29 protein-coding genes are annotated in these 26865 nt (G+C 65.6%); 9 read left to right on the top strand and 20 right to left on the bottom strand.

The genetic code is table 11. The features are described 5' to 3' along the window. Positions 1-264: 264 nt before the first annotated feature. From LDZ24_RS24250 to LDZ24_RS24200, 11 genes are all read right to left on the bottom strand, one after another. Complete coding sequence (locus LDZ24_RS24250) at positions 265-2196, bottom strand: bifunctional diguanylate cyclase/phosphodiesterase (RefSeq protein ID WP_248323732.1); 1932 nt, start codon at positions 2194-2196, stop codon at positions 265-267. Further along, the gene (locus LDZ24_RS24245; protein ID WP_248323731.1) at positions 2193-2633 is read right to left on the bottom strand and encodes a YfiR family protein; all 441 of its coding nucleotides are present in this window, start codon (positions 2631-2633) and stop codon (positions 2193-2195) included. Before LDZ24_RS24245 ends, LDZ24_RS24250 begins: the two co-directional genes overlap by 4 nt. A gap of 83 nt (positions 2634-2716) precedes the next feature. Continuing rightward, positions 2717-4606, bottom strand: a complete 1890-nt coding sequence (locus tag LDZ24_RS24240) for a TonB-dependent siderophore receptor (RefSeq protein ID WP_248324222.1) — start codon at positions 4604-4606, stop codon at positions 2717-2719. A 337-nt stretch (positions 4607-4943) separates the two neighbouring features. After that, on the bottom strand, positions 4944-5642 hold the full coding sequence (locus tag LDZ24_RS24235; protein WP_248323730.1) for an SDR family NAD(P)-dependent oxidoreductase: 699 nt from the start codon (positions 5640-5642) through the stop codon (positions 4944-4946). Positions 5643-5688: 46 nt separating this feature from the next. Next, a complete protein-coding gene (locus tag LDZ24_RS24230; protein WP_248323729.1) occupies positions 5689-6240 on the bottom strand; it encodes a PleD family two-component system response regulator in 552 nt (183 codons plus the stop codon). Between the two features lie 468 nt (positions 6241-6708). Next, a complete protein-coding gene (locus LDZ24_RS24225) occupies positions 6709-7086 on the bottom strand; it encodes a copper resistance protein CopC (protein ID WP_248323728.1) in 378 nt (125 codons plus the stop codon). Between the two features lie 12 nt (positions 7087-7098). Beyond that, positions 7099-7995 carry a hypothetical protein gene (locus LDZ24_RS24220; RefSeq protein WP_371747478.1) on the bottom strand — a complete coding sequence of 299 codons (897 nt, stop codon included), beginning with the start codon at positions 7993-7995 and terminating at the stop codon, positions 7099-7101. A gap of 80 nt (positions 7996-8075) precedes the next feature. Continuing rightward, positions 8076-8396: a DUF2946 domain-containing protein gene (locus LDZ24_RS24215; RefSeq protein ID WP_248323727.1), complete on the bottom strand. Its 321-nt coding sequence runs from the start codon at positions 8394-8396 to the stop codon at positions 8076-8078. A gap of 199 nt (positions 8397-8595) precedes the next feature. Then, positions 8596-9708: a hypothetical protein gene (locus LDZ24_RS24210; protein ID WP_248323726.1), complete on the bottom strand. Its 1113-nt coding sequence runs from the start codon at positions 9706-9708 to the stop codon at positions 8596-8598. Positions 9709-9873: 165 nt separating this feature from the next. After that, the gene (locus tag LDZ24_RS24205; protein ID WP_248323725.1) at positions 9874-11373 is read right to left on the bottom strand and encodes a SulP family inorganic anion transporter; all 1500 of its coding nucleotides are present in this window, start codon (positions 11371-11373) and stop codon (positions 9874-9876) included. Positions 11374-11548: 175 nt separating this feature from the next. Beyond that, positions 11549-12553, bottom strand: coding sequence for a serine protease (locus tag LDZ24_RS24200; RefSeq protein WP_350029450.1), 1005 nt, complete (start codon positions 12551-12553; stop codon positions 11549-11551). A 447-nt stretch (positions 12554-13000) separates the two neighbouring features. Between LDZ24_RS24200 and LDZ24_RS24195 the strand changes: the two genes are divergently transcribed. From LDZ24_RS24195 to LDZ24_RS24185, 3 genes are all read left to right on the top strand, one after another. Further along, the gene (locus LDZ24_RS24195; RefSeq protein WP_248323724.1) at positions 13001-13282 is read left to right on the top strand and encodes a hypothetical protein; all 282 of its coding nucleotides are present in this window, start codon (positions 13001-13003) and stop codon (positions 13280-13282) included. A gap of 40 nt (positions 13283-13322) precedes the next feature. Continuing rightward, complete coding sequence (locus LDZ24_RS24190) at positions 13323-13622, top strand: hypothetical protein (RefSeq protein WP_371747477.1); 300 nt, start codon at positions 13323-13325, stop codon at positions 13620-13622. A gap of 100 nt (positions 13623-13722) precedes the next feature. Continuing rightward, positions 13723-14436 (top strand): TetR/AcrR family transcriptional regulator, encoded by a 714-nt coding sequence (locus LDZ24_RS24185; RefSeq protein WP_248323723.1) that lies wholly within the window; start codon positions 13723-13725, stop codon positions 14434-14436. Positions 14437-14463: 27 nt separating this feature from the next. Here LDZ24_RS24185 and LDZ24_RS24180 read toward each other — a convergent pair whose 3' ends face one another. Then, entirely contained in the window at positions 14464-15336 is an 873-nt protein-coding gene (locus LDZ24_RS24180; RefSeq protein ID WP_206469894.1) for a LysR family transcriptional regulator, read from the bottom strand. Between the two features lie 97 nt (positions 15337-15433). Here LDZ24_RS24180 and LDZ24_RS24175 point away from each other — a divergent pair, with 97 nt between their 5' ends. Beyond that, positions 15434-16630, top strand: a complete 1197-nt coding sequence (locus LDZ24_RS24175) for a YbfB/YjiJ family MFS transporter (protein WP_248323722.1) — start codon at positions 15434-15436, stop codon at positions 16628-16630. Between the two features lie 47 nt (positions 16631-16677). Here LDZ24_RS24175 and LDZ24_RS24170 read toward each other — a convergent pair whose 3' ends face one another. The 3 genes from LDZ24_RS24170 to LDZ24_RS24160 all read right to left on the bottom strand — a co-directional run bounded on the left by LDZ24_RS24170 (position 16678) and on the right by LDZ24_RS24160 (position 18116). Continuing rightward, positions 16678-17220 (bottom strand): DUF2934 domain-containing protein, encoded by a 543-nt coding sequence (locus LDZ24_RS24170; protein WP_248323721.1) that lies wholly within the window; start codon positions 17218-17220, stop codon positions 16678-16680. 211 nt (positions 17221-17431) lie between these two features. Next, on the bottom strand, positions 17432-17851 hold the full coding sequence (locus LDZ24_RS24165; protein WP_284506683.1) for an organic hydroperoxide resistance protein: 420 nt from the start codon (positions 17849-17851) through the stop codon (positions 17432-17434). A gap of 46 nt (positions 17852-17897) precedes the next feature. After that, positions 17898-18116, bottom strand: a complete 219-nt coding sequence (locus tag LDZ24_RS24160; RefSeq protein WP_206470525.1) for a DUF4148 domain-containing protein — start codon at positions 18114-18116, stop codon at positions 17898-17900. Positions 18117-18480: 364 nt separating this feature from the next. On the opposite strand from LDZ24_RS24160, the gene LDZ24_RS28025 reads away from it, so the two are divergent. The 3 genes from LDZ24_RS28025 to LDZ24_RS24150 are packed head-to-tail and all read left to right on the top strand — an operon-like array spanning position 18481 to position 20691. After that, complete coding sequence (locus LDZ24_RS28025; RefSeq protein ID WP_256465420.1) at positions 18481-18603, top strand: hypothetical protein; 123 nt, start codon at positions 18481-18483, stop codon at positions 18601-18603. A 7-nt stretch (positions 18604-18610) separates the two neighbouring features. Continuing rightward, positions 18611-19351, top strand: a complete 741-nt coding sequence (locus LDZ24_RS24155; protein ID WP_248323720.1) for a response regulator — start codon at positions 18611-18613, stop codon at positions 19349-19351. Further along, the gene (locus tag LDZ24_RS24150) at positions 19348-20691 is read left to right on the top strand and encodes a HAMP domain-containing sensor histidine kinase (RefSeq protein WP_248323719.1); all 1344 of its coding nucleotides are present in this window, start codon (positions 19348-19350) and stop codon (positions 20689-20691) included. Before LDZ24_RS24155 ends, LDZ24_RS24150 begins: the two co-directional genes overlap by 4 nt. A 135-nt stretch (positions 20692-20826) precedes the next feature. Here LDZ24_RS24150 and LDZ24_RS24145 read toward each other — a convergent pair whose 3' ends face one another. Beyond that, the gene (locus LDZ24_RS24145) at positions 20827-21123 is read right to left on the bottom strand and encodes a DUF4148 domain-containing protein (protein WP_248323718.1); all 297 of its coding nucleotides are present in this window, start codon (positions 21121-21123) and stop codon (positions 20827-20829) included. Between the two features lie 161 nt (positions 21124-21284). Then, a complete protein-coding gene (locus tag LDZ24_RS24140; RefSeq protein ID WP_248323717.1) occupies positions 21285-23054 on the bottom strand; it encodes a cytochrome c biogenesis protein DipZ in 1770 nt (589 codons plus the stop codon). Between LDZ24_RS24140 and LDZ24_RS24135 the strand changes: the two genes are divergently transcribed. After that, complete coding sequence (locus LDZ24_RS24135) at positions 23053-23235, top strand: hypothetical protein (protein ID WP_248323716.1); 183 nt, start codon at positions 23053-23055, stop codon at positions 23233-23235. The genes LDZ24_RS24140 and LDZ24_RS24135 overlap by 2 nt on opposite strands. 25 nt (positions 23236-23260) lie before the next feature. Then, positions 23261-23824: a thioredoxin family protein gene (locus tag LDZ24_RS24130; RefSeq protein ID WP_248323715.1), complete on the top strand. Its 564-nt coding sequence runs from the start codon at positions 23261-23263 to the stop codon at positions 23822-23824. Positions 23825-23881: 57 nt separating this feature from the next. Here the strand turns inward: LDZ24_RS24130 and LDZ24_RS24125 are convergent, their stop codons facing one another. Genes LDZ24_RS24125 through LDZ24_RS24115 form a run of 3 tightly spaced genes read right to left on the bottom strand, consistent with a single transcriptional unit; the run spans position 23882 to position 26844 of the window. Next, positions 23882-24673, bottom strand: coding sequence for an SDR family oxidoreductase (locus LDZ24_RS24125; RefSeq protein ID WP_248323714.1), 792 nt, complete (start codon positions 24671-24673; stop codon positions 23882-23884). Positions 24674-24731: 58 nt separating this feature from the next. After that, on the bottom strand, positions 24732-25472 hold the full coding sequence (locus LDZ24_RS24120; protein WP_248323713.1) for a beta-ketoacyl-ACP reductase: 741 nt from the start codon (positions 25470-25472) through the stop codon (positions 24732-24734). A 22-nt stretch (positions 25473-25494) separates the two neighbouring features. After that, positions 25495-26844 carry an MFS transporter gene (locus LDZ24_RS24115; RefSeq protein WP_175942492.1) on the bottom strand — a complete coding sequence of 450 codons (1350 nt, stop codon included), beginning with the start codon at positions 26842-26844 and terminating at the stop codon, positions 25495-25497. Positions 26845-26865 lie beyond the last annotated feature (21 nt).

Raw genomic sequence — 26865 nt, 5'->3', positions numbered from 1 at the left:
GTAGCCCGTAGCGTCGGGACGCATAAGCATAACGCCAGCACCCGGCCCGAATGTAAGTTCTCCAAAAAATAAATTGTCGGTTTGCTTATGAGTGTTCTCGTGAAAGAGCTCAACGGTCGTCGCGAGGTCTTTCGCGAACTGAATTGAAACGTCTAACTGTTTCAATGCGCAGCCATGCGTGTAGTTACTAAGGTGCGTGTCGGACACTTCGATTGAGCTTCATACGAAATGGCACTGGAGGGTTCCGACAATAACAAGCTACATTCAAGCCTCGGCCACCAACGCACTCCCGCCTCCAACCTCCCGTTCAGCGCGCTCCTCCCGCTCTCTCTCCACCAACTCCCGGAACTGCTGCAACGACATCGGCCGCCCCGTCAAGAAGCCCTGCACCACGTCGCAACCCGCACCGACGAGCCAATCGAGTTGCTTCGGATCCTCGACTCCTTCTGCCACCGCATCGAGCCCGAAGCTATGCGCCATCGAAAGGATCGCGGTCACGATCGGCTGGCCGTCCTCGGGCAACCGCTCGATGAACGACCGGTCGATCTTGAGCGCGTTCACCGGAAACGCATGCAGATAAGAGAGCGACGAATAGCCCGTGCCGAAGTCGTCGATCGACAGCAACACGCCTGCTGCGCGAAGACGATTCATCACGGCGATACCCGTCTCGCGATTCGCAATCAGATGGCTCTCGGTCAATTCGAGTTCGAGCAGCGCCGGCGCGAGGCCGCTCGTGGCAAGCGCCGCCATTACGTCGCCGACGAAAGCCGGATGCCGCAACTGACGCGCCGACACATTCACCGCGACGCGCACGGCAACGCCGGGACACGCGGCATTCCACGTCGCGGCCGCCACGCACGCGCGCTGCAGCACGGAGCGCCCGAGCAACACGATCAGATCGCTGTTCTCCGCAATGGGTATGAACTCGCCCGGCGACACCGCGCCCTCTTTCGTATGCGTCCAGCGAGCCAGCGCCTCAGCGCCCACGAGCATGCCGCTGCGGCAGTCGAACTGAGGCTGAAACACGAGTTCGAGCGCGTCGCTGTCGACGGCCTTGCGCAACTCCGCTTCGAGATAGGCGCGCCGCTGCGCCGCGTGCATCATCTCCGGCGAGAAGCCGACCACCGTGTTCTTGCCGAGCGCTTTTGCTTCGTACAACGCAATATCGGCGCTCGTGATCAGGCTGCCGCTATCGTCGCCCGCCTCGGGAAAGCTCGCATACCCCACGCTCGCCGTCACGTTGATCTCGCGGCCGAAGAAGGTCGCCGGGCGGCACAACGCCGTGCCGATCTCGCGCGCCAGTTCCGCGACCGCCGTTCGCTTCCATGAGGTCGTGAGCGTCACCGCGAACTCGTCGCCGCCCATGCGGCTCACGACGGCGCGGCTTCCTACCGTGTCGCTCAGCACGCGCGCAACGTGTTGCAGCAGTTCATCGCCCGCGCCGTGGCCCAGCGTGTCGTTCACGGTCTTGAAGTCGTCGAGGTCGATCAATACGATGCCGAAATAACGGCTCGGTTCCTTCGCGCTCGCGACGCGCTCTTCCAGCATTTCATAGAACGTGCGACGGTTCGGCAGATTGGTCAGCGGATCGGTACGCGCAAGACGCTCCAGTTCGCGTTCAGCCTGATTCACGCGCCGCCGCATGCGGTTCATCACGAGCGTGGAGATCCACATCGCGCCGAGAGAGGCAATGCCTAGAAACGCCGCATATTGCGCGAGGTGCCGGCGCACGAGCTCACTCGTCGCGACGAGCACCACATGCCCCAGAATGCGGCCTTTGTGTTCGATAGGCGCGCGCACGAAGACGTCGCCGAGCGAAAGGGCGTCGCGATGCTCCGTCGACTCCAGCGTGCCTTCCGCCTGTTCCTCGCGGGTGATGCCTTCGCGCGCATAGCGCGTGTAGAGCCGCCCATCGCTCTTATAGACACTGAGCGTCTCGACGTAAGGCACGCGGCCGAGCGAGCGCAAGACGTCCTGCATCGATCCCTCGTCGTCGAACATGAGCGACGCGCTCACGTTCTCCGCGATCACCGTCGCTTGCAAGGATGCATCGTCGTAAAGCGCGCTGCGAAAGGCCACGGCCTGATACAGCAGCAGCACGACGCTCGCGACCACGAGCGCGATGCCCACGCTCACCAGATTCGCGCGGACGGTGAGGCGGCTCGTGCTTGCGCTGCGCGTTTTGATGGCGGTCACTTGAGTCTCCTTGCAAGTCGCAGCAGTTTGGAACTGAGCACGAGCTTGCGGCGCACCGCCTCGGCATTGTTGATATCGAAGCGCAGATGATCGTCCTGCGCGATTAGCGCGACGACCGGCTCGCCCGGCGGGCTCGCGCCCACGCCCGCGACGACGAGCAGCGCATCGTCCGAGGCGAGCGCATCGCGGATCTCCGCGTTCGCGTTGTCGCCGTCATCGAGAGCGAGCACGTCGCAATCGGCAAAGCGCTTTTCCGCCAGCGTGATGAAGCGCCACACGCGCGAGCCGACCGCGCGTCCGTTGAGCGCGGCGAGCGCCTCGCGCATGGAGCTGCGCGCGCTCGCGCAGACGCGCAACTCGCCGTTGCGCATGCGCTCGGCGGGCCATTGCGTGAACTGCGTGAAATTGAAGATGTACGCGCTCTCCAACTTATGCATGTCCGCCTGCGCGTGCGCGTGCCATGCCGCGACCGATCCGGCCGCGCAGAGAGACAACGCTATGCAGCGACGCATCCACATCATCAGAACCCGTAGACCATTTTGGCGAGCAACGTGCGGCTCTGTTGCGCGATGACGTCCTGCACGAAGCCGGGGCCGGCGGGATCGGCGTAGCGGCGATCGAACACGTTGTAGACGGACAAGGACACGTCCGCGCGCGGCACGAGCTTGCGGCTATGCACGGACACGTTCGCGACGCAGTAGCCGCCAGCCGAACCGGCTTCCGCCAGCCGCGACGACATGCACTGCGCTTCCGCGCCCACGCGCGCCCACTTCGCGAACAACGGCGCGCTCACGTTGAGCTTGCCCATGTGGCGCGGTGAATTCTGCAACGCGCCGCCGTTGATGGAATCGCGCGAAAACTGATACGAGTAGCTCATGCGCGCGCGCACGCCCGAGGCGAACTGCTGCTGCCACGCGAGTTCCGCCCCGCGTGCCTGCGCGCGATCGACGTTGCGAAAGGCATAGAGGCCCGTGTCCGGATCGACCGACTCGGTGATCAGATCGCGCAGCGTATAGCGAAAGAGCGTGACGGTCGCGCGCCCGAGGCTGCCGAGCGCGCGTTCGTAGACGATTTCCTGCGTGTCGATATGCTCGGATTTCAACAACGGGTTCGCGAGCTGGCCGCCATCGCCGGGAATCGCGTAGTACATCTCGTACGCGTTCGGCGCGCGATACGCTCCGCCGTAAATCAGCTTGAGCGTATCGCTCGCGGTCGGCTGCCAGATCAGCGCAATGCGCGGGCTGAAGTTGCCGCCCACGTGCGTCTCCGTATCGAAGCGCACGCCGATATCGAGCGTCAGCGGTTCGGCGAGTTTGATTTCATCGTCGATATAGAAGCCCGCGCGCTGGCTCATGCGATGATCGTCGAGCAGCTTGTCATAAGGCGCGACGTTGTAGTTCCATTGGTTTTGCGCCGCGTTCATCGTGTAATCGACGCCCACCATGATGCGATTGCGCGGCACTGTGCGAACGGTCGCGTGGACATCGCCGCCATACCAGGCAGCATGATCGCCGTCGACGTTCGCGATGCCGGGTGCCGGCGCTCCCAGCTCGCGGGCCGTGTAGTCGTAGCGGCCGGCATAGAGTTCGTAATCGATCGCGATGTCCTCGCGCACGCGCTGCGTGTACGCGGCATCGACGAAGGAATGCGTGTCGGTCACGCTCATCGGCGCGTTGAACACGGCGTCATACGGCGCGCCGGGCACGTCTTTCGTCCGGTTGCCGTAGCCCGCGCTGATGCGAAAGCCGCCCATGCCGAACTTGGCGAACACCGTCTGGTTGCGCTCGCCATCGAGGTTCTGCGCGATGCCGTGGTTCTGGTCCGGCGTATCGAACTCCGGATAGTAGAGGTCTTGTCCGTGGCGCTCGTAGGCCGTGGCGGACAGCACGAGATCGGCGCCGTTCGCGCCATGCCAGCCGTACGTGCCGCGCGCTTCCTTTTCGCCGAAGCTGCCGACCGCGCCCGCGACCTGCGCGCCGCCGATTGCGCTGCCCTTCTTCGTGATGACGTTGACGACGCCGAACAACGCGTTCGAGCCGTACACGGCCGATCCCGGACCGGGTATGTACTCGATGCGCTCGACGAGATCCATGTCCACCGGAAAATCGAGGCCGATCGGCGCCTGGCCATAGACGGCATCGTTCAGGCGCATGCCGTCGATCAGCAGCAGGAAGCGGCTGTTGTAGTCGCCCGGACGCTGGAAGCCGCGCGCGCCGAGATACGAGTACGTGCGGTCCGAGCTGACATAGAGGCCCGGCAGCGTGGCGAGCGCGTCGCCGAGCGTGCGCCAGCCGTAATCGCGGATGTCGGTCGCGGTGAGGACCATCACGGCCGCAGGCGCGCTCGACGCGGACTGCTCGATGCGCGTCGCGCCGCTCACGGTGAGGCTCATCAGCGATTCGAGCGGCATCGACGCGAGGTCGTCGCTCGCGCTGCCGTCGGCCTGTGCGGAAGCGCCCGCCAGCGACGCCGCCGACGCGGCGCCAACGGGCGAGGTCCATGCGCTCAATGCTGCGGCCACGACTGCACCGGCGAGCAAAGGCAGCGACGCGGCGGCGAGACGCGGGCGTCGCGATGTGACACAGGGGATCAACATCTCTTGCGGCTTTCTTGTGAACGTTTTCGTTCGTTCTTATCGGCAAGGATGAAGGGGCGCTTTAGCTGGAATTGCTTGCGCGGCCTTGCGGGCCGTTTGGTATCGGCAATTCTTCCCTGAACTTGAGCTTATGCTGCGCGGGTCATTGGCTTCAGAACCGCTCGACCCACGGCCGCAGTTCAATCTCCCATGTCCACGCACTGCGGTGTTGCCGGTGAACGTGCAGATATTCCCGCGCGATCGCGTCGGGGTCGAGCCATGCGTCGGGCGCGTCGGCGCCGTCGCGCTGCATCGCGCTGCTCGCAATGCCGCCGTCGATCACGAAGTGCGCGACGTGAATGTTCTTCGGTGCCAGTTCCCGTGCGAGGCATTGCGCCATGCCGCGCAGCGCGAACTTGCCCATCGCGAACGGCGTCGAGCCCGGCAGGCCCTTCACGCTCGCGGTTGCGCCGGTCAACAGGATCGAGCCGCTTCCCCGCGCGAGCATGCCCACGGCCGCCGCCTGAGCGACGAGCATGCCGCCTATGGCTGTGACGTCGATCGCATCGCGCAGCCGGCCGGCGTCGATCTGTCCGACGGGCGAACGATACCGGCCGCTCGCGTTGTACACGACGAGGTCCGGAGCGCCGAATCGGGCGCTCACCTGCGCGAAGAGATTCTCGACGTCGCGCGCTTCGCTCGCGTCGCATGCGACGGCGAACGCGCCGGTTTCATCGACGAGTGGCGCGAGCTTGGTCGTGTCGCGCGCGGCGAGCGCGACCTGCATGCCTTCCTTTGCGAAGAGCCGGGCCAGCGATGCACTGAGGCCCTGCCCGGCGCCGACGATCAGCGCCGTTTCCGTTCGATCCATGGCGGTTTCTCCGTTTCAGAACATGCGGCCCGCGACGAACGTTTGACTAGAACCTCCGGAAGATCGGTTCGAGCAGGCGCAAGTCCAGCGGCTTCTGAAGGAACACGTCCCAGGCTTGCGGGCCATCGGCGGGGCGCATTTTTCCCGACGTGAGAACGACAGGAATCCGCGCCAGCCCGGGAACGGAGCGCAGTCGCTCGCACAGGGTCACGCCGTCGAACAGCGGCATCTCCCAGTCGGTCACGACCAGGTCCGGCAGCATGCGAATGGCGGTGGCGAGCGCGTCCACACCGTTTCGTGCCAGTAGCACGTTGAAGCCGCGCGACTCGAAGACCGCTTCGAGCGCGTTAAGGGAGAGTGTGTCGTCATCGACCAGAAGAACGCAAGTCATGAGGCCGCCGGCGTGGAAGTCCCTTCGGGCTACGCAACCGTTGTGCCGCGACCTCGGCGGCGCTTTGCGGCTTTCGAAAACGAGCGCGTCGTGGTCTACCGGCTTGCGCAGGATGGTGGCGTGGCCGATTTCATCGGGCGCGAGGGAATCGGCGTTGGCGGTTAAGAGCGCGGGTTGCGGCGCGTCCGAGCCGTGCGACTGGGACATGACGAAGTGAATGACCGCGGCCGCCGGCGCTCGTCCCGGCACGACGCCGCCTCGCGCGGAAGGTCGCGGACTCGGCCAGGGAGCAGCCTGCGCGGTACGAGACCTCCGTCAAGCGAGGCGCGCGCGGGGTCGTCGTAGATCAAGCAACGCGCGAGTGCCGAATCTGCGATATGCCCCGCTTGCGGCGTTGCGCGACGCGTCCGGCGAGCCACGAGTTGGGGGCGGCGGGCGCATATGACGCGCCGCCTCGCCCGGAAGGTCGCGACGGCCTCGGCCGACGGGACACCGCCTGCGGTGTAGACCACCTCCGGCAAGCGAGGCGCGCGCGGTGGTCGTCGTCATCAAGCAACGCGCGGGTGGCGGATTACCGATACGCGTCGGGCGGCGCATCCGCCGAGCCACAAGTCGCGGGCAGCGCGAAGCCCCACCCCGCGCGCGCCCCAAACCCGCATGCAAGCCTCGCGCGAATCACTTGACCTCGAAGCTGTAATCGCCGTGCGTGCGATGCCCGTCGTCCGCGACAGCCGCCCAGTGAACGGTGTAACGCCCCGCCGGCAACGCCGGCAGCGCAAGTGTGGCGATGGACGGCTGCTGCGCATCCACCTTCGACTTCTCGGTGTTGACCTGCTTGCCGCTCGCATCGGTAACGGTCAGCGTCGAGAAGGCGGGCTCGAGCGGCCCGTCGAAGACAATGCGGATGCGCGGCGGCGCGGCCACCGTCGCGCCCGCGCCCGGTTCCTGCTTCTGCGGAAACACATGCGCCCACGCGGCGCCGGACAGCATCAACCCGACCGCCCACGCCGCACCGCTCGCGAGCCACCGCCCGGCCTTTCGATCCTTTTTCATTTTCGGCCTCGCTTATTTAAAGAACGGTTTGCCGAGCGTCCTCGGCGCGACGTCGTCGAAGAAAATGTGCGCCTGAACCAGAATGCCGACATGCGAGCCGCTCGCGCGGTTGAGCGGAATCTGCGCTTCGACGCCGAACTGACCGTAGCGATTCATCCAGATGAAGCCGGGATTGACCGTGCCCGTCGTCTGGCCCTGGCTTCTCGATAGCGGAATCTCGACGAGCGGAACGATGTTCGAAAACGGCAGCGGCAAGCCCACGTCGCGCACGTGCTGCTGAAGATACGGCAGGCTGTACTGCACCGTGAACCCATAGTTGAAGGCGTTCGGCTGCCCCGAGCCCGTGGTCAGCGCGGGCCCGACTTCCGCCGTGATCGCCACGGGACGCAAGTACGCGAGCGAGTCCGGCAGATCGCCCATGCCCTTGCCGGCATAAAGCGTCGGCGAAATCGTCGAATGGCTGTCCGCGATCGCGCGGCTTCCGGTGCCGCCCAGTTCGGCGCTGACGCCGACGGACGTCATGAACTCGTGCGCCTCGTTGACGTAAAGAAGGTACTTGAGTCCGACCTCGAAGTTGTCGAAGCCGTGCGCCGTAGGATTGTTCTGCATCGCGTACGCGCCGCCGACCGACACCGCGAGCCTCGGCGTAATCAGCTTGTCGTATTCGAACTCGAAGGTATTGATGCTCTGATCGCCGTCGTCGCCGGGCACGCGAATGTGCCCGAATTGGAGATTGGCCTCGTCGCCGACGCCGGGGTCGTCGACCGCCATCGTCGAGGGAAAGATGCGATCGCCGGCAACGGAGTGCGCCCCGGCGACAGCAGGCATGAAAAGCATGACGGCCGCGATGGCCGAAGCGAGTGACGCCGCAGGCAGCGAATGCCCGCAGCGCGTCGGGATGACGTGCATGTCGTGTCCTTGAATGAGGTCGTCGTCATGCCGCCGCGCGTCGGTTAGCCGATGCGCGGGGCACTGCGATGAAGTTCACATCAGGACAAGACAGGAGGCGCGCGTGGCTGCGACGGCGACACCCGCGCCACGAGCCGAACGCTTTCGAAGCGCGTCGTCGCCTGATGGACGATGGCCTCGACCGTCAGCGCAAAGCGGGTTTGCGCGATCGGCAGGGTGGGCATGTGCGCGAAGAGGCCGCAATAGCCGCACGCCTGCCCGTCGGACATCGAGGTGCCGTCGTGCGACTTTCCGGCGGGCGCATGTTGCATTTCCGGCATGGAACAGTCCATGTCGGCGGCCGCGTGCTCGTGGTGCGACGCGGCGAGTGTCTGCGAAACGGTCGGGGCGAGCGACGCCATCAGGATTGCAAGCAATCCCAACAGTGTGCCAATGGTCCGAGTAAAACGGCTTCGCATGAACCCGACGTTCCGGTGAGTACCGTGTCGAGTATGCCACGCGCTTTCCCTGCGTTCGTCGCCTTTTGTGCAGGATGCCACGGCCGACGGCTGCCGAGCCCGAAAGCTCGATGCGGCCGTCGACTGTTCCAGCGGCCAGAGATCAGACGTTGGGCGTGCCGCTTTGCGGATCGGCCGGCGTGGCCGGGTCGGCCGTGGTGGCCGCAGGCGCGTAGTTCACGATGTTGGGCAGTCGCGGGCTGCTCGAATTCGTGCTGTCGAGAATGCGCGATTGAATCGTCGTGTTGTCCGTCACGCCCCAGAAGTTGTTCGAGAAATCGAGCGTATGGACCGCCGACGCGTTGTACGTGCCGTGCGCCGCGATGACCTGGCGATTGATATTGGGCGAATCCTTCTTGAACAGGAAGGAATTGTTCTTCGCGATGCCGGTGGGCGCGCCCGTCGCCGGGAAATCGTCGATCAGCACGAGCCCGTCCACCATGTTCACGAACAGGTTGTTCTGCATGACGACCGAAGGATCGAAGGCGAACGCGGCCGAGTCGACGAACGTGTTGTACTTCAGCGTGGCGTTCTTGAAGCTCGGATAGCCGTTCGTTCCGGCCTGATAGGTGGTGACGCCCGCGCGAACGATCCGCGTGACGTTCATCCGGTACGCCTGGCTGTAGGTCATCGAGAACGGCGCGGCGGGGCTGATCTGCACGAACGCGTCTTGCAGCAGCGCGTGTTGGATGCTGACGGTGCCGCCGCCCACGGTGCCGTCCACGTTGCTGACGGTCACGCCGAGCAACTGCGACTGGTTGCTGCCGCCGACGTTCAGTTGCCCCGCCACGTTGATGATGCCCTTGGTCGGCACCGTGCCGATGCAGTCGGCCGCGCAAGGCACCGGCTTCAGGCCCTCGACGACGACGCCATCCGGAATCGTGAGCGTCGCGCCCTTGGCGACCTGCACCGTTCCCGCGATGTAGTACGGCGAGCCGCTCGCGGGCCACGTCGTATTCGCGGAGATGACCGTGCCATCGGCGATGACGGTTTGCGGCTGCGCGTACACGTAGGCCGTGACGACCTTGCCCGACGCATCCGAGCACACTTTGCTCGCGTCCGTGGTGAAAGGACCGCCCGAGCACACCGTGGCCGTGGAACCGGACGCCGGCGCGGCCGACGCCGCCGTCGTCCCGCCGTTCGATGCACCCCCGCCGCCACCGCCACCGCACGCAGCCAACAGGACACTCAACGCAACCGCTGCACGTGATTTCATTTGCTTCCCCGTATCTGTTTTCGCTTGTTCCGCCTCTCAAGTCGGGCGGTCAGGGAGAACAGTACACGCTGGGCAAACGCGCAATTGTGCGGTGTTTAACGTATCCGACGAATTCGTCTTACCTTTGACTTCGGCACGTCATTCGGTAGCGGATCGCAACGCCTTTCAACCGGCATTCAGGTTGCCGCTCAACCGCGCGTGAAACGCCCGGCTGCGCTCGTCCAGCCCGACGAACTGCACGGCCACATCGCGCTGCCGGTACTTGCTCTCGATGGAGTCCAGCACCGCGACGGTCGATGCATCCCACACCTGCGATTTCGCGAAGTCGATGACGACCGAGCGCGGATCGGCGTCGTACTCGAACTGGTCGACGAGATCGTTGCTGCTGCCGAAGAAAAGCGGTCCGTGCACTTCGTAGCGCACGCTGTCGCCGTCGTCCGATACGGCGCGCGTCGTGCGGATCACGTGAGCGACGCGCCGAGCGAACAGCACCGTCGCCAGCAGCACGCCGCCGACCACGCCGATCGCGAGATTGCCCGTGTACACGGTCAGGGCAATCGAGGTGAGCATGACGGACGTTTCCATGAGCGGCATGCGGCGCAACGTGGCCGGGCGCAGGCTGTGCCAGTCCACTGTCTTGACCGCGACGACCATCATCACGCCGGCGAGCGCGACCATCGGGATGCGCGCCATCACCGAACTCAGCCCGGTGATGAGCAGCAGCAGCGTGGCCGCCGCCGCGAGCGTGGACACGCGCGTGCGCGCCCCGCCGATCTCCACGTTCACGACCGTCTGCCCGATCATCGCGCAGCCGGCGATGCCGCCGAACGCGCCCGCGCCGAGATTCGCAAGGCCGAGCGCCCACGATTCGCGCGACTTGTGCGAACGCGTCGCGGTCACTTCGTCGACGAGCTTCGCGGTCAGCAGCGTCTCCAGCAAGCCGACGAACGCAATGGACACGGCCGTCTGCCACACGATCTTCAAGGTGCTCAGATCGAACGGCACGGACCAGAGCGTGAGGCCGGGCAAGTCCGACGACATGGGACGATCGCCGCCGACCGTCGGCACCGACCAGTGCAACGCAATGGCAAGCACGGTCGCCACGATGATCGCGATGAGCGGCGCCGGCACCGCCCGCGTCACGCGCGGCCCGATCACGACGATGGCGAGCGTGATCGCGAAGAGCACGTACACCGCAAGCGGTTTGTCGACGAGATGCGGAATCTGCGCGCAGAAGATGAGCACGCCAAGCGCGTTGACGAAACCGAGCATGACCGAGCGCGGAATGAAGCGCACGATGCGCGCGAAGCCCAGCGCGCCGAACGCGATCTGAATCAAGCCCGCGAGCAGCACGGCAGGGAGAATGTAGCCTGCGCCGTGCGCGTGGACCATCGGCGCGACGACGAGCGCCACCGAACCCGCCGCGGCCGTCACCATGGCGGGCCGTCCGCCGAGCAGCGACGTGACGATCAGCAGCACGACGGAGGCGAACAGCGCCGAACGAGGCTCGACGCCGGAAATGAAGGCGAACGAAATGACTTCGGGGATCAGCGCGAGGCTCGTCACGACGCCCGCGAGAATCTCCCGCACCCATTCGGCGCGTGATGACGGCAATGAGAGGCGCGAGACGACGCGCGTGTGAGTCCCGGTCGCGGGTTGGGTCATGGCGGTATGGATTCGGACGAAGACGTGCGGCGCGAGTGCGCCGGACACGGAGACAACAGAAGCTCGGCCCGCTGGCAACGCGATAGCTGCGATGCGCGCATGCGATGCGTCGGGACGTGCGAAGAGCGCCTATTTTAACAGGATGGTGAAAATCGCGTCCGGACGGCGCGCGCGCTCAACGCGTCAGCGTCATGAGGATGTCGGAGTACCACGCGCTGTTGAGACCGAGCGTTTCATCCGACTGCACATCGCGCGAGCCCATGTCGATCGTCGATGAGTGAATCCCGAGCAGCAGCCACGGCAGGCGTGATTCATCAGTACTCCCTACCTTCGACGCGTCGCGCGTGACGACCGGCGCGCCGCTCGTGCCGCGATGTGTGCGCGCATCGGTGATGAAGCATCCCTTGCCCTGAAAGCGCAGCCCGAACGCCGACGCGATGACGCCCTGCCTCACGACCGGCAGATGATGCAGCGAGTCGTGAAAGCCCAGCGGAAAACCGACGATCAGCACCGAAGCGCCGACCGGCAGCGCGCCGTCGGGCTCCGGCAGATGCTCGGGACCGAACGCATCGAAGCGCGCGGTCGCGGGCAGGCGATCACGCGCAAGTTCGAGCACGGCGACATCGATCGCGCCGCCATCATCCGCGCCTTCTCGCCAGAGCGCGACGCCATCCGCATACAACGGTAACGAGAACCATGTCGAAGCGCCGAGGTTGTCGGCGTCGATGTGCAGTTCAATTTCGAGCCGATCGGGAAAGTGCTCGCTCGGCGCATCGGTCATCACATGACGGCTCGTCACGAGAAAAAGCCGTCCGTCGCGAGCAAAGAAAAACCCGCTCGCATTCGTCAGATGCGCTTCGTCCGCGAAGGTCCTGACGCGCGCAGCGGTGAGCAATAGCGGATCGGCAGCGGACTTGCGGGGCACTGCGCGTTCATTCGAAGCCTGCGTGCTCGGCTGGTCGGCGTCGCGTCGCAGTTGGTCGAGCAAGGCGACTAGCGCTTCGCGTTGCGGCGTTGCTTCGTCGGACGATAGGAACGCCTCGACCGACATCTCCGATGCCTGCCCACCCGAAGCCGCATTAGGGACATGCTGAACGACGCGCAATTCGTCGGCGCCGATACGCAAGCGCCATGTGTCGCCATTCGGGCTCGAATAGACATCGAGGATATGCGCTTGCATGAGTGAGTGTCCTGTTGAAGCGCCATGGCGCATTCGGCCGATGACGAGAAGCCGGCGACGGACGCTAGCGGTCAATCGTCGTTCGCATGAACGTACAGGCGATCGCCGCTTGCCGCGATAAGAATGGGTACGGATGATGGGGCGCTCGAGGTGCCGCAATGATGCGCCTTGCCGCGAGCATGTGTCGAGCGCGGTCCATTATAGGCACATAACCGCGCAACGCTTCGGCCTCTTCCTAGCACTTCGAGCCGCTCGTGAGGCAAGCCGGAAATTTCGCTGTACAAAGTCTCCGAAGCGCGTACGATGGACTAGCTGAGCGACTCGTGACCGACGGCGAATGACTCCCGCATGGTTCGTGGCCGTGCAACGCGGCCAATGCGTCATCACTACCGATACCTTCCACGCCCTGTACATATTTGCCGCCACCGCGCGGCGCGAGAGCATCTCATGACAGCCGACTTCCGTCTCTACCGTGGTCTGGAAATCTATCCGCTCGTGTTTCCGCATCGGCCGGCAGTCGCCGGCCGCGCGCACAATTACGACGACGGTTTCGACGCCGCCGTGCGCATTCAGGAGCCGGGCGTCGCAGACGGCGTGACGCGAAGCCGCGTGTTCAGGCTCGACGCGCGAGAGCCGTTCCGCAACGCGGGCGACGCGCGGCGCGCATCGACCGCGTATGCCGAGACAATGATCGACACGTGCGCGAAGGGTCGGACGCTCTTCGATTGACCCGCACAACGGCTGACACGCCGCATCGAAGGAAGGCATCATGCAACCGACTTCATCCCGCTATCGCATCGACCCGACGCCCCGCAGGGCGGACGGCGAATACATCGCTCACGCGCGCATCAGTGCGACCAACGCGGACGGCAGCGAGACCGACGTCCTCATGAGCGGCGATCTCGCAGGCTTCGACTTGCGCGACGACGCCGTGGCCTTCGCGCGGCAATGGGCGCAGGAATGGCTCGCCGCGCGGTTCGGCTCGTTCGCGGACGAAGCGCCCGTTGCAGCCGCGCATCGCGCGATGACGGATGAACGGCCATCGCGCGGTGAGTCGTCTTTGCCGTGACCGGACAGACCGCGCGCACTCGCCATGCGAAGCGGTCTTTGACATTTCGCCGTGAACGCATCACCATAAGTTTCCAATGTAAATATGCGATGCAGCCGTCATGGTCGACAAGAGCGAAAGCGGTCTCGCCGAGCCGACGCGCGCGAGAAAGCGCGCGACGAAGTCAACGGAACAAGAACAGCACAAGCCCTATCACCACGGATCGCTGCCGCAAGCGTTGTTGCAGGCCGCCGAAGTGGTTCTGAAGCGCGAAGGAATCAGCGGGTTGAGCCTCAGAGCCATCGCGCGCGAGGCGGGCGTCTCGCATACCGCGCCTCAGCATCACTTCGGCGATACGGCTGGCGTGCTGAGCGAACTCGCGGCCGATGGCTTCATGCGTCTGTCGGCGTGCATTGCGAATAGCGCGCGGGACGCGCGAGACGCGTCGGACAGACCGAGGGCCATCGCGCGTGGATATATCGAGTTCGCGAAGAAGAACCCGGATCTCATGCGGCTGATGTCGCGCGGCGAGATGTTCGATGCCGAAAGGCCATCGCTGATCGAGGCGCGACGAACCGCTGGCCTCGCGTTGGCCGGCGTATTTGGCGACGCGCCGCCCGCGCCGCCATCGGGCAAGCACACTTTCGGACCGATGGACGCCTCGCGCGCCGTCGCGCTCACCGCAGCGTGGGCGTATGTGCACGGGCTCGCCTTGCTGCTGATCGATGGTCGTCTGGACGGGCTCGCCGCATCCGCCGAAGGCATTCGCCACGCAGACGATCTCGTCATGGCGGCGATCGATCAGGTGCAGTTGAGCATCGGCCAAGCCTCATGACGGGCGACGCGGGCGACGCGTAGGCGCTCACGACCGCGCGAGCAGCAAGTCGCGCAATGCGCCGAGCGCCGCCGAGAAGTGTCCCTTGCGCCACACGAGCAGCGTGCTCACCCGGCCGAGATCGCCGAGGGAATGCAGTTCCACTTCGTCGGCCAGTCCCGCGAGTTCCAGCACCGAGCGCGGCGCGACGGCCACGCCCGCGCCCGCGGACACGCACGCGACGATCGCGTGATACGAACCCAGCTCCAGCACGCGCGCCGGCCGGATGCCTTGCTCTTCGTACCAGCGCATCGCATAGGCGCGATACGCGCAGCCGCGCTCGAACGCGACGAGCGTGAGCCCGGCGATCTGCTGCGCCATGGCGGTCGGATGCTGCCCACGCGGCGTGACCAGCACGAGTTCTTCCTCGAACACGGGCACCGTTTCGAACAGCTCGGCGGGAAGCGCGTTCGGCTCGATAGGACGCGCGAGCACGGCGGCATCGACTTCATACGCACGCACGCTGTCGATGAGCGCGCGGGTCACGCCCGTCGCCAGTTCCAGCGTCACGTCCGGCCAGCGTTGATGGTAAGCCGCGAGCACGCGCGGCAGCCGGCTCGCGGCCGTGCTTTCCATGGTGCCGAGACGCAAACGCCCTTGCGGACGGTTTTCGCGGACCGCGTGACGCGCTTCGTCGGCCAGCGCGAGCAGGCGCTCGGCGTACGGCAGCAGCGTCTCGCCTGCGGGCGTGAGCACGAGCTTTCGGCCGTTGCGCTCGAAAAGCTCGGTGCCGAGCGTCTCCTCCAGTTGGCGAATGCGCGTCGTCACGTTCGACTGCACGCGATTCAGCTTGGCCGCCGCTTTCGTCACGCCCGCTTCGCGCACGACAGTCCGGAAAATCGCCAATGAGCCCAGGTCCATGATCTGCATCCGAGATTGATCGCATCTTGATTATTCATTTTTCAAGATGCGGCGGTCAAGCTAGCATCGAGAAACTGCTCGTCTTTCTCGATCTGTCATGGCTACGTCTGCTGAAGCTCACGCACCGTCAACGCATCCCGCGCGCGATGCGGCGCTCGCCTGTGCCGTCGCGCTCGCCGTGGCGCTCGGCGTCGGTCGATTCGCGTTCACGCCGCTCTTGCCCTTGATGCTCAAGAGCGGCGCGCTCGATATTCGTCAGGGCGGATGGCTCGCATCGGCCAATTACGCGGGATATCTGATCGGCGCGCTAACGTGCGCGGCCATTCGCATCGATCACGGCCGCATGGTGCGACTCGCGCTCGTGACGACCGCCGTCTTCACGCTGGCGATGGGTCTCGTGCACGTCTTCTGGGTGTGGACCGCGATACGCTTCGCGGCGGGCGTCGTCAGCGCGTGGGCCTTCGTGTTCGCATCGCAATGGGGCCTGCGGCGTCTCGCGGAACTCAACGCGCACGGCATGAGCGGCGTGATCTACGCGGGACCGGGTGTCGGCATCGTCGCGACTGGTCTGCTCGGCGCGGGTGCCGCCGCGTACGGCGTCAGCGCGCCGTGGGTGTGGGCGGGCTTCGCGGCGTGCTCGGCCGTGGCGATCGCGTTCATCTGGCAGGCGTTCGCGCTGACGCCCTCGCCGGCCTCCGGGCACGCGCACGCTGCACGCGCCACCGCGCACGCCTCGACGCGTGGCGATGCGTTCTGGCTCGTCAGCCTGTATGGTCTCGCCGGCTTCGGCTACATTATCACCGCGACGTTCCTGCCGGTCATCGCGCGACACGCGTTGCCGGGGTCGCCGTGGCCTGATCTGTTCTGGCCGGCGTTCGGGCTGGCGCTGATGGTGGGCGCGGTCTTCGGCGCCCGTCTGCCGATTGCATGGGACAACCGGCGCCTGCTGGCTGCGTGCTACGTCGTGCAGGCGGCGGGCATCGGTCTCGGCGTCGTGTCGCCGACCGCCATCGGGCTGGGCGCGGGCACCGTGCTGCTCGGCTTGCCGTTCACCGCGATCACGCTCTTCGCCATGCGCGAGGCGCGCCGCTTGCGCGGCGATGCGGCAGCCGGCCTGATGGGCTACGCGACGGGCGCGTATGGCCTCGGACAGATCGTCGGGCCGATCGTCGCCGCGCCGATCGCAGAGCGAACCGGATCGTTCTCGTACGCGCTGTGGATCGCGGCTGCGGCGCTGGCGCTGGGCGCGGTGGCGTTGGCTATCGTGAGCAGGCGCGGCGGCAAGCAAGCGTAGCGAACCGCGCCTCGCGTCGATATGCCTATAGGACGCTCGCCGCAGTCCTAGTTCGACTCGGCCTGTCCTTCGACGGCCTTCGTCCCGCGCGGCTTCTTCGCGGGCTTGGGAGCGTCGGCATCGGCCGTCTTGCTGCCGCGTTTGGCTTTCGGCTCGCTCGCAGCGGCGGCAGATTTGGCCTTCGCTTCGGCCGCCGGTTCCTTCGCCTTCGCGGGCTTCTTCGCGGCGGACTTCGGTTCGGACTTCGGCGCCGACTTCGCCGCCGTCTTGGTTGCGCTCTTGGTTGCGGTCTTCGCTGCGGTCTTTACCGGCGTCTTCGTCTTGGCTTTCGTCTTCTTGTCGGCCTCGGACGCATCGGACGCATCAGAGTTCGCGGATGCAGCGCCCTTCTTGGCCTTCGCCGGCTTCTTTGCGCTCGACGCCGCATGCTCGTCGATGACCGCATCGCGCGACGGCGCGACGCCTTCTTCCTTCAGTTGAGCGATGGCCTGCTGCCAATAAACGTGATCGCGCCCGGAATGTCGGCCGTCGGCCTCCCAGAGGAGATAGGCACGGGTTCGGATATCTTCTTCGCGCAACTTGGACTGCATCGTGACTCCGAGAGCTGAGTGAGGTTCAAGCGAACATATCAGGTCGTCTCGCGCCGTTCAACCGCGGACCGCGCAATCGCACGGCGGTTCGGGCCTTGCGACGACCGCGTTCGGTCGAGGCACGCGCCATGCCCGCTCTTACGCATCCCCGGAAGTCACGACATTTCGGCGGCAGCGAGCGCATCCTCGCGCCGCCGCCATGCCGCCGCGCTCACATGACCTCGATGGTCACGTCGATATTGCCGCGCGTCGCCTTCGAGTACGGGCAGGTCTGATGCGCGCCCTCGACGATCGCGTGCGCCGTATCGCGGTCGATGCCCGGCACGCTCACCGCAAGCCGCGCGCGCAGCAGATACGCGCCGTCGTGCGTGCCGAGATCCACTTCGGCGTCGACGGCCGTATCGTCGGGCAGCTTCACTTGCAGCACGGCGGCGGCCTTGCGCATTGCGCCGATGAAACACGCCGACCAGCCCGCCGCGAACATCTGCTCCGGGTTGGTGCCCGCGCCGGCCGCGCCGGGCGTCGATAGCTTCACGTCGAGCCGGCCGTCGGAGCTGCGCGCGTGTCCTTCGCGGCCTCCGGTCACGCGCGTTTTGCCGGTATAGAGCACAGTATCCATGTGTGTCGTCATGGTGATCCTCAAATGGTTCGAAATCAGGCGATGAATGCTCAGGCGCTTAGCTACCGCGATAGAGACTCGCCAGCGCCGCGATCTGCCCGCTCTTTTGCGCCTGCACGAGTTCACTGCGGACTTCAGCGCGCGTCTTGCCCATGACGCGATGCACCGCCGACGACTGCGCATCCTGCGACGCGGGCGCGGTATCGTTGACTGCGGCTTGCGCGGCTCCCGCAAATGCGCTGGCGGCGACGAACAAAGCGATGATCGAAGTTTTCATTATTGAGCTCCTTGAGGTTGAAAGTGACGACGCTTATCAGGTGCCGGCGCGCGCTCACTTGCGTGCGTACTTGCGTGTGTACTTGCGTTGTCTGCACCGTCTGCTGCCGTGACGCCATTGAAACGCGCCCGTGTATCCGCCATGTTTCAGATAAGCGCCGTGTTCGAATCGCTCTGTATCAGGCCGCCTCCGGATACAAGGCGATACAAACGCGGCGCCGCGCGGGTCGCTACGTGAGCGACGCATGCAACGCTATGTATCGCCCAAAGCCGCGGATACACTGCGATACAAAACGCGCCGCCCGCGTGTCGAAACCGCGCGCGCTTTGGGCTATAAAGCTTGCATGTCAACGCTGGAGTCATCCGTGAAACGCATGCTGGCAATCGTCGCCTTTCTCGCGGGCGGACTGGCGGCCGAACTCGCGCATCCGGTGCAGTGCCTGTTGCTCACGCCCGCCCGGGTGCAATCCAAGCGCAAGAAGCCATGAGCGATCGATGGAAACCACCGACCACGTGCTGATCGTCGACGACGACCGCGGCATCCGCGAACTGCTCGCGACGTATCTGGAGAAGAACGGCATGCGCGTGTCGCTTGCCGCCAATGGCCGGCAAATGCGCGCCGTGCTCGAACAGGGCGCGCCGGATCTGATCGTGCTCGATCTGATGCTGCCGGGCGAAGACGGACTCGTGCTATGCCGCGAGTTGCGCGCGGGCAAGTTCCGCTCCGTTCCGGTGCTCATGCTGACCGCGCGCAACGAGGAAGCCGATCGCATTCTCGGCCTCGAAATGGGCGCGGACGACTATCTGCCGAAACCGTTCGCCGTGCGCGAACTGCTCGCGCGCATGCGCTCCGTCCTGCGCCGCACGCGCATGCTGCCGCCCGGCATGCAGGTGACGGAGACGGCGCCCGTGCTGGCTTTCGGCGACTGGCGGCTCGACACGACCGCGCGCCATCTGGTCGACGCCGACGGTACGATGGTCGCGCTCTCGGGCGCCGAATATCGCTTGCTGCGCGTGTTTCTGGATCACCCGCAGCGCGTGCTCACGCGCGATCAGCTGCTCAATCTGACGCAAGGCCGTCAGGCCGATCCGTTCGACCGTTCCATCGACCTGCTCGTGAGCCGCCTGCGTCAGCGCCTGAAGGACGAAGCGCGCGAGCCGCGCTACATCAAGACGCTGCGCAGCGAGGGCTATGTGTTCTCCGCCGCGGTGACGCCGCTCGGCGGCACGCCATGAGCGCGCGCATCGGGGTATCGGAGGACGCGCCGCGCGCAGCCGCCGCGTGGCTGCGCCTGCCGCGCACGCTCTTCGCGCGGCTAGCGGTCATCTTGCTGATCGGGCTCGCGGTGGCGCAGGCGGCCGCGTTCTGGCTCACCATGACCGAGCGCGACCGAAGCATGACGAACGTGATGACGGGCTACGTCGAGCGCGAAGTGGCGAGTTCGGTCGCGCTGCTCGATCATCTGCCGCCCGGCGAGCGCGCCGCGTGGCTGCCGCGGCTCGCGCGGCGCACGTACGATTTCATTCTCGGTCCGGGCGTGAGCGGCGCGCCGCCCGACGCCGCGCTGTCCGAGCGATTCGCGCAGTCGATTGCGGAGGGCATCGGCAAGCGTTATCCGCTGAAGGCGAACGCCGTGCCCGGCCACGCCGAACGGTTTCAGATCCATTTGCGCCTCTCCGACGGCTCGCCGCTCACCATCGACATGCGCCCGATGAAAGGCACGCCGCTGTCGAGCTGGCTGCCTTTCGTGCTCGCGTTGCAACTCGCGGTGGTGGTGGCGTGCTGCTGGATCGCGGTGCGCCTCGCCACGCGCCCGCTCGCGGAACTGGCGCACGCGGCCGACACGCTCGGTCCCGATCTGAAGGGACAGCGGCTGCCCGAAGAAGGCCCGGACGAAGTGCTGCGCGCGGCGAAGGCGTTCAACGCGATGCAGGATCGCGTCGCGATGTACATGGCGCAGCGCATGCAGATACTCGCGGCGATCACGCATGATCTGCAAACGCCGATCACGCGCATGCGCCTGCGCGTGGACGTGATGGACGACAGCGCGACTGGCGCGAAGCTCCGGCAGGACTTACAGGAGATGGAAACGCTCGTGAAAGAAGGCGTGACGTACGCGCGGACGTTGCACGGCACGCAGGAAGCGCCCGTGCGCATCGATCCGGATGCGCTCATCGAAAGCATCGTCGACGACTACCGCGACGCGAGAAAGAGCGTGTCGCTCGAAGGCCGCATCGGTCATGCGATGGTGACGCGTCCGCAGGCGTTGCGGCGCATCGTCGGCAATCTCGTCGACAATGCGTTGAAGTTTTCGGGCGCGGCGGAGATCGAAATGAAGTCGCTCGCCGACGGCCGCGCGCGCATCTCGGTGATGGATCGCGGACCGGGCATCCCGGAGGCGTCGCTCGAAGCGGTGTTCGAGCCTTTCGTGCGGCTGGAAAGCTCGCGCAATCGCGATACGGGCGGCACGGGGCTGGGACTTGCCATCGCGCGGCAACTCGCGCGGGCGATGGATGCCACGTTGACGTTGCATGCGCGAGAAGGCGGCGGCTTGGAGGCGCGGCTGGTTTTGTGAGTGGTTGTTTCGCGTTGCATGCTGCACGACTCGCTCGCGCGATGCGAGGCGATACCGGTAGGAAGGGCGCCTAATCGGCAACTTACGATGAACGCCAAGACGACTTTACATCCGCGCGATCCGAACGCATCCGCATCACGGACGCGCATACACGGAGCCCAGCCCGACGACCTCACCCCGTCGCACGCCCGCCTGCGACGCGCCGGCCGCCGCGCCGCCGTACGCGCCATCGCCCGAATGCAGGCGCGCAACCGCGGCCTCGATGTTCTTCGGATACTGCGAATGATCGCTTGCCGGGTTATAGCCGGCCTGCTCCAGTTGAACGAGCTCGGCACGCACTTGCGCGCGCGTGATGTCGCTGTCGCTCTGCGCGAAGGTAACGATGGGCGCGACGGCAAGCGCGGCGGCAGCAATCAGTTGCATGGCTTTCATGATGTTCTCCAAACGTCGAGGGGTTGACTGCAAGACCGGAATCGAATCGGCCTTGCATGAGACGTATTGAACGCGCCAACGTATCTGGCTTGTTTCCGCCAGCGCTGCCCAGCGCAAGCGCATGTGTCATGCGCCGCGCCGGATACACAGCGATACAAACATCAGCCGAAGGTGAACGCATAGGCCCGCGCGCCGCCGTCGAGAAACTCGATCTGGAACGTGCGGTCATCGACGGTTCCGCTCTGGCGCACCAGTTGATAGAGGCGCGCGCTATCGACGACGCCGTTGCCGTTCGCATCGACGTCCGCGCCGTGCGACGCGCCCGGGGCCGCGCCATCCACGGTCACGCGAAAGCGCACCGGCTTGCCGTCGGCGGCGGGCGCGAGCACGAGATGAAGATCGCGCGCATGAAAGCGATACGCGATGCGCGCATGCGACGCGACAGGCACGGCCGCCTCCGCGCCGATGTTCCACTGCCCGCCGAGCGCCCATTCGTTCAGCGCAAGACGGGGCGGCAGCGCGTAGTCGGCGGCGGCATCGCGCACGACTTGCTGGCCGAGCGCCTGTCCTTCTGCCTCGCGATAGCCGACATACGTTTCGCTCGACGCCTCGTGCGCCGGATCGGCGGCCACTTGCGTCCCGCTCGCGACGACCGCCGGGCGCGCGCCCGCGTCCGGCGTCCGCGCAGCATCGCCCAGTAATTGGCGGATCACATGCTCGGCCTCCTGGTAGCCACCCTCGCCGAAGTGGTGATAGCGAATGCGCCCTTCCTGATCGACGATATAGAACGCCGGCCAATAGCGATTGCCGAACGCTTGCCAGATGCGGTAATCGTTATCGACCGCGACGGGATACGACACGCGCAGATCCCGCAGCGCGCGCCGAACGTTGCCGGTGTCGTACTCGAAGCCGAATTCGGGCGTATGCACGCCGAGCACGACAAGCCCGTTGCCGCCGTATTGCTGCGCCCACGTCCGCAGATACGGCAGCGTGCGCAGGCAATTGATGCACGAGTACGTCCAGAAGTTGACGACGACGACCTTGCCGCGCAATGCATCGCGCGAAAGCGGCGGCGAGTTGAGCCACTGCGTCGCGCCGTCGAGCGCGGGCAGCGCGCCTTGTACCGGAAGATTCGCCGATGCGTCAGAAGACGACATCGCCACGCGCACGATGCGCGGCTTTTGCGCTTCGCCGGGCGACGGCGCGCGCGCGGACAAGAGCGCGACGAGCCGGCTCTCGATGCCATCGGTCGAGACGCCCTTGACGATCGCGAGCACGCGCGTGTCGACGCCCGAAGCGATGGCGGCGACGGTCAGCAGCACGAGCGCGCCCATCGCCCGGCGCACGTGCTCGCCGATGCCGAACGATCGCTTGAGGCCGTCGAGCGCGCGCTTGCCGAGCGACGACGCCACCGCGAGCGCGCACGCCGCGCCCGTCGCGTAGGCCGCGAGCGCCGCGCCGGTGTGCCAGCTGGCGCCATTCAGCGCCGCGCCGGAGAGAATCGCGCCGAGTATCGGACCGGCGCACGGCGCCCAGAGCAGGCCGGTGGCCGCGCCGAGCAGCATCGCGGGAAGAATGCGGCGCGATGCGCTTTGCGCCTCAGACCGCGCGATGAAGCGGTTCGCCAGCGCGGAGAGCGGCAACGCGAGCCGCGCGGCGATAGCGGGAAAGAGCAGCGACGCGCCGAACAGCGCGAACAGGCCGAGCGCGAGCCAGCGGCCGTACTGGCTCAACTGCGCCGCGCCGGCGAGGCCCGCCGCGCCCAGGCCGGTGACGAGCGTGAACATGCCGGCGAGGCCGGCGAGGAGCGGCAGTCGATCGGTGAGAAACGGCCGGTCGGTGCGTGCGAAGATGAACGGCACGACCGGCAGAATACAGGGACTGAGCACGGTGAACGCGCCGCCCAGAAAAGCCACGATGATCAGCAACATGAGACTGCCCTCCATGAATGAGCGATGGCGCTATTTCACGGCTGGCATGTATCGCGCGAATGTCGCGATTCGGGCGTTATGTATCGCCATGTATCTGCGGCGCGCGGCGATACATGACGACGCGATTCGCTTCAACGCGGGACACAGTGCGGATACATCGGCGCGCTGCAATACAGGCTGACATCAACCACCCAAGGAGAGTCACCATGTTCGGTCGTCTGAGGATTGCAGCAGTCGCGCTCGGCATCGCGGCGACGGCGGGCTTTGCGGCATTCGCGTCGAATGGCGCTTCGGCGCTCGGCTCCGCGGCTATCGCGAATGGAGAACAAGCGCCCGAATTCACGGGCATCGACAACTGGTTCAACAGCGCGCCGCTGCAGTTGAAGCAGTTACGCGGCAAGGTGGTGCTCGTCGATTTCTGGACCTTCGACTGCATCAATTGCGCGCACACGCTGCCGTACATTAAGGAGTGGAACGCGCGTTATCGCGACAAAGGGCTCGTGGTGATCGGCGTGCATTCGCCGGAATTCGCATTCGAACGCGACACGGGCAATCTCAAGAAAGCGATTGCGAAAAACGGCATTACGTATCCGGTCGCGCAGGACAACCAGTTCGCGACGTGGCGCGCGTACGGCAATCAGTACTGGCCCGCGCTGTATCTGATCGATCAGAACGGCAAGCTCGTGTACAGCCACTTCGGGGAAGGGCAGTACGCGCAGACGGAGGAGAAGATCAAGAGCTTGCTTGCGGGTGGGGAGAAGCGGGAGTGAGCGCGGTTAGCTTGCTAGTCAGCGCGGCTTCGCTTCCGCGCTGACTGAACATGCTGCCTACAAATACTCTACGTTCCCATCCACGCTAATGGCTTGCCCCGTGATATTCCTCGCCGCCGGCGACGCAAGAAAAAGCGTCATCGCTGCAATATCCTCGACCGTCACCATGCGACGCAGCGATATCTTCTTCAGATACTCGTCGCGCATGGCATCGAACGAAACGCCGACCGACTGCGCGCGCGCCGCGATCACGCGATCCATCCGTTCGCCCTGCACCACGCCGGGCAAGATCGCGTTGACGCGAATGTTGCTCGGGCCGAGCTCGATGGCGAGCGACTTCATGAGGCCCACGAGCGCCCACTTCGTCGCGGCATACGGCGTGCGAAACGCATAGCCGAGCCGTCCCGCCACCGACGACATCGTGATGATGCTCGCCCGCGCCGACGTCTCCTTCATGAGCGGCACCGCCTTGCGCAAGAAGTAGAACTGGCTGTTGAGATTGGTCGTGACGGTGCGCTCCCACTGCGAGCGATCGAGTTCTTCGACCGATCCCGTCGGACCCGCGATGCCCGCGTTGTTCACGAGCACGTCGAGGCCGCCGAGCGCGGCGCGCGCTTCGTCGATGACGTGATCGACCTGCTGCGGATCGCTCACGTCGGCCACGCAGCCATGCAGCGACGCGTGCATGGCCGTGAAGCGTTCGACCGCCGCGGCATCCACATCGCAGATGAATACCTGCGCCTGCGTCTCAAGAAAGGCTTGTGCAATGCCCGCGCCGATGCCCGACGCCGCGCCGCTAATGAGGACGCGCAAGCCCGGCTGCGGTTTCAGAAGTTCGAATGTGTTCATGTTCAGGTGGACCATGCGTTAGCGCGGGACCGTATCGAAGCATCGAGGCATCGAGGCATTAAAGCGTCATGCCGCCGGATACCTCGATGACCGCGCCGTTGATATAGCTCGCTTCGTCGCTTGCGAGGAAGGCGTAGACGTTGGCGACTTCTTTGGGACGCCCGAGCCGCCCGAGCGGCACTTGCGCGCGCATCTTGCCGAGCACGTCGTCGGGAATGGTGGAGAGAATCGGCGTCTCGACGAAACCCGGCGCGACCGCGTTCACGCGAATGCCCTTCGGCCCCAGCTCGCGGCTCCAGGTCTTCGTAAAGCCGATCACGCCGAACTTGGACGCCGCGTAATTGGTCTGCCCGAAGTTGCCGTAGATGCCGACCACTGAGCTCGCGTTGAGAATCACGCCCGAACCTTGCGCGATCATGCCGTCCACCACCGCCTGGCTGGCATGGAACACGGCGCGCAGATTCACGTCGATCACGGCGTCGAACTGTTCGATAGTCATCTTCTGCAGGCGCGCATCGCGCGTGATGCCCGCGTTGTTCACGAGCACGTCGATTTTGCCGTGCCGCTCGCGCACGGCGGCGACCATCGCGTCCACGCTGTCACGGTCGGACATGTCGACGCGAAACGCCGAAGCCTCGGCGCCGGCCTCGCGGCATTGCGCGATCACGTCCTTCGCGGCTGAGTCGTTGATATCGCACGCGACGACGATCCCGCCTTCGCGCGCGAACTTCAATGCCGTGGCCGCGCCGATGCCCTGTCCCGCGCCCGTGATGATCGCTACTTTGTTCTGGAGTCTCATCGTTGAAGTCTTCTCGTGTCAGTCAGGAGTGGATGGCCGCCTTGCCATTGCTCATTGCCGACGCCGCGCCCGCTTCGCGCCGGATCGCTCGCGCGAAAACCGGCACGAGCGCGAGCCCGAGCACCGAGGCCACGACGATCACGAGGAAGCCGGAATCGCTGCGCCCCGTGACCGTCTCCGTCATGCCGAACAGATACGGTCCGACGAATCCGCCAATCAGCCCGATCGTATTGATGAACGCGAGGCCCGCCGCTGCCTGAATGCCTTGCAGCCGCTTCATCGCGATGGCCCAGTACGAAGGCAGGACGCCGCCGCCGAAGAACGCCGTGACCGCGAGCAATGTCATGCGCGCCGCGGGATGGGCCGTCGCCACGAACGCACACGCGCCCGCGACGAGCCCAGCCGTGAGTATGCCCAGATACACGCAGTCGTTGCCATAACGACGATGGATGCGCGGCAGAATCAGCACGCCGAGCAGAAAGCCCACGCCCACGCTGCTCGACAGCAGACCGACGATGAACGGCGAGTTAACGTGCATCTGATGAATCATCGCGGGCGTGAAGAAGTAAAGCCCGACGAAGGCGACCTGATTCAGAAAGTAGATGAGCCCGATGAGCACGGTCGTCGGCCGCTTGAGCGCCGCGAGCCAGTCCGCCGACGTCAGCTCCGGATGCCCGTGCGTATCGATGACCGCGCGCGCTTCGAGGGCTTGCGCTTCATCGGACGAGAGCCAGCGCGCATTATGCGGACGCTCCGGCAGCTTGAAGTACAGCAGCACGCCCGCGAGCACGCTGGGAATGCCTTCGATCATGAACATCCATTGCCAGCCATGCAGGCCGCCGATGCCGCCCAACTGCATCAGCGCGCCGCCGATCGGATTGCCGAGCACCAGCGCGAGCGCCGGCGCCGTGTAGATCCAGCCTACCGCGATAGGCCGGTCAGCGGGCGCGAACCACAGCGTGACCATGTACATGAGCGCGGGAAAGAGCCCCGCTTCCGCGATGCCCAGCAGCACGCGCAGCACATAGAACGACCACTCGCCCTGCACGAACATCATCGCGGTGGAAAGAATGCCCCAGCTCACCGCGATGCGCGCGATCCAGCGGCGCGGCCCCACGCGATGCGCCGCGAGATTGCTCGGCACTTCGAGCAGCGCATAGCCGATAAAGAAGATGCCGGAGCCGAGGCCGTACGCGGCCGCGCTGATGCCCACGTCGGCGGCAAGTTGCACCTTCGCGAGCGCCACGTTCGTGCGATCGAGAAAGGACATGAAATAGATCGCGCACATGAGCGGGATGAGCCGCAGCATCGCCTTGCGCGTCGCGGCGCGATGGATCGCGTCGACCGTGTCGTTGAGAGCGCCGGTGTTCATGTTGTCTCCTGAAAGAATGGC

Origin of the sequence: Caballeronia sp. Sq4a (assembly GCF_023170545.1) — a bacterium.
Classification (GTDB): Bacteria; Pseudomonadota; Gammaproteobacteria; order Burkholderiales; family Burkholderiaceae; genus Caballeronia.
The sequence above is the reverse complement of the archived record's forward strand: the minus strand, read 5'-3'. Positions and strand labels throughout refer to the sequence as shown.

Bases quoted from the DNA above. Each gene is read 5' to 3' on its own strand.
- LDZ24_RS24245 (WP_248323731.1), bottom strand. From the start codon at position 2,633: ATGCATAAGTTGGAGAGCGCGTACATCTTCAATTTCACGCAGTTCACG.
- LDZ24_RS24240 (WP_248324222.1), bottom strand. From the start codon at position 4,606: ATGCCGCTCGAATCGCTGATGAGCCTCACCGTGAGCGGCGCGACGCGC.
- LDZ24_RS24235 (WP_248323730.1), bottom strand. From the start codon at position 5,642: ATGGATCGAACGGAAACGGCGCTGATCGTCGGCGCCGGGCAGGGCCTC.
- LDZ24_RS24230 (WP_248323729.1), bottom strand. From the start codon at position 6,240: ATGTCCCAGTCGCACGGCTCGGACGCGCCGCAACCCGCGCTCTTAACC.
- LDZ24_RS24225 (WP_248323728.1), bottom strand. From the start codon at position 7,086: ATGAAAAAGGATCGAAAGGCCGGGCGGTGGCTCGCGAGCGGTGCGGCG.
- LDZ24_RS24220 (WP_371747478.1), bottom strand. From the start codon at position 7,995: ATGCACGTCATCCCGACGCGCTGCGGGCATTCGCTGCCTGCGGCGTCA.
- LDZ24_RS24215 (WP_248323727.1), bottom strand. From the start codon at position 8,396: ATGGCGTCGCTCGCCCCGACCGTTTCGCAGACACTCGCCGCGTCGCAC.
- LDZ24_RS24210 (WP_248323726.1), bottom strand. From the start codon at position 9,708: ATGAAATCACGTGCAGCGGTTGCGTTGAGTGTCCTGTTGGCTGCGTGC.
- LDZ24_RS24205 (WP_248323725.1), bottom strand. From the start codon at position 11,373: ATGACCCAACCCGCGACCGGGACTCACACGCGCGTCGTCTCGCGCCTC.
- LDZ24_RS24200 (WP_350029450.1), bottom strand. From the start codon at position 12,553: ATGCAAGCGCATATCCTCGATGTCTATTCGAGCCCGAATGGCGACACA.
- LDZ24_RS24195 (WP_248323724.1), top strand. From the start codon at position 13,001: ATGACAGCCGACTTCCGTCTCTACCGTGGTCTGGAAATCTATCCGCTC.
- LDZ24_RS24190 (WP_371747477.1), top strand. From the start codon at position 13,323: ATGCAACCGACTTCATCCCGCTATCGCATCGACCCGACGCCCCGCAGG.
- LDZ24_RS24185 (WP_248323723.1), top strand. From the start codon at position 13,723: ATGGTCGACAAGAGCGAAAGCGGTCTCGCCGAGCCGACGCGCGCGAGA.
- LDZ24_RS24180 (WP_206469894.1), bottom strand. From the start codon at position 15,336: ATGGACCTGGGCTCATTGGCGATTTTCCGGACTGTCGTGCGCGAAGCG.
- LDZ24_RS24175 (WP_248323722.1), top strand. From the start codon at position 15,434: ATGGCTACGTCTGCTGAAGCTCACGCACCGTCAACGCATCCCGCGCGC.
- LDZ24_RS24170 (WP_248323721.1), bottom strand. From the start codon at position 17,220: ATGCAGTCCAAGTTGCGCGAAGAAGATATCCGAACCCGTGCCTATCTC.
- LDZ24_RS24165 (WP_284506683.1), bottom strand. From the start codon at position 17,851: ATGACGACACACATGGATACTGTGCTCTATACCGGCAAAACGCGCGTG.
- LDZ24_RS24160 (WP_206470525.1), bottom strand. From the start codon at position 18,116: ATGAAAACTTCGATCATCGCTTTGTTCGTCGCCGCCAGCGCATTTGCG.
- LDZ24_RS24155 (WP_248323720.1), top strand. From the start codon at position 18,611: ATGGAAACCACCGACCACGTGCTGATCGTCGACGACGACCGCGGCATC.
- LDZ24_RS24150 (WP_248323719.1), top strand. From the start codon at position 19,348: ATGAGCGCGCGCATCGGGGTATCGGAGGACGCGCCGCGCGCAGCCGCC.
- LDZ24_RS24145 (WP_248323718.1), bottom strand. From the start codon at position 21,123: ATGAAAGCCATGCAACTGATTGCTGCCGCCGCGCTTGCCGTCGCGCCC.
- LDZ24_RS24135 (WP_248323716.1), top strand. From the start codon at position 23,053: ATGAGACTGCCCTCCATGAATGAGCGATGGCGCTATTTCACGGCTGGC.
- LDZ24_RS24140 (WP_248323717.1), bottom strand. From the start codon at position 23,054: ATGTTGCTGATCATCGTGGCTTTTCTGGGCGGCGCGTTCACCGTGCTC.
- LDZ24_RS24130 (WP_248323715.1), top strand. From the start codon at position 23,261: ATGTTCGGTCGTCTGAGGATTGCAGCAGTCGCGCTCGGCATCGCGGCG.
- LDZ24_RS24125 (WP_248323714.1), bottom strand. From the start codon at position 24,673: ATGAACACATTCGAACTTCTGAAACCGCAGCCGGGCTTGCGCGTCCTC.
- LDZ24_RS24120 (WP_248323713.1), bottom strand. From the start codon at position 25,472: ATGAGACTCCAGAACAAAGTAGCGATCATCACGGGCGCGGGACAGGGC.
- LDZ24_RS24115 (WP_175942492.1), bottom strand. From the start codon at position 26,844: ATGAACACCGGCGCTCTCAACGACACGGTCGACGCGATCCATCGCGCC.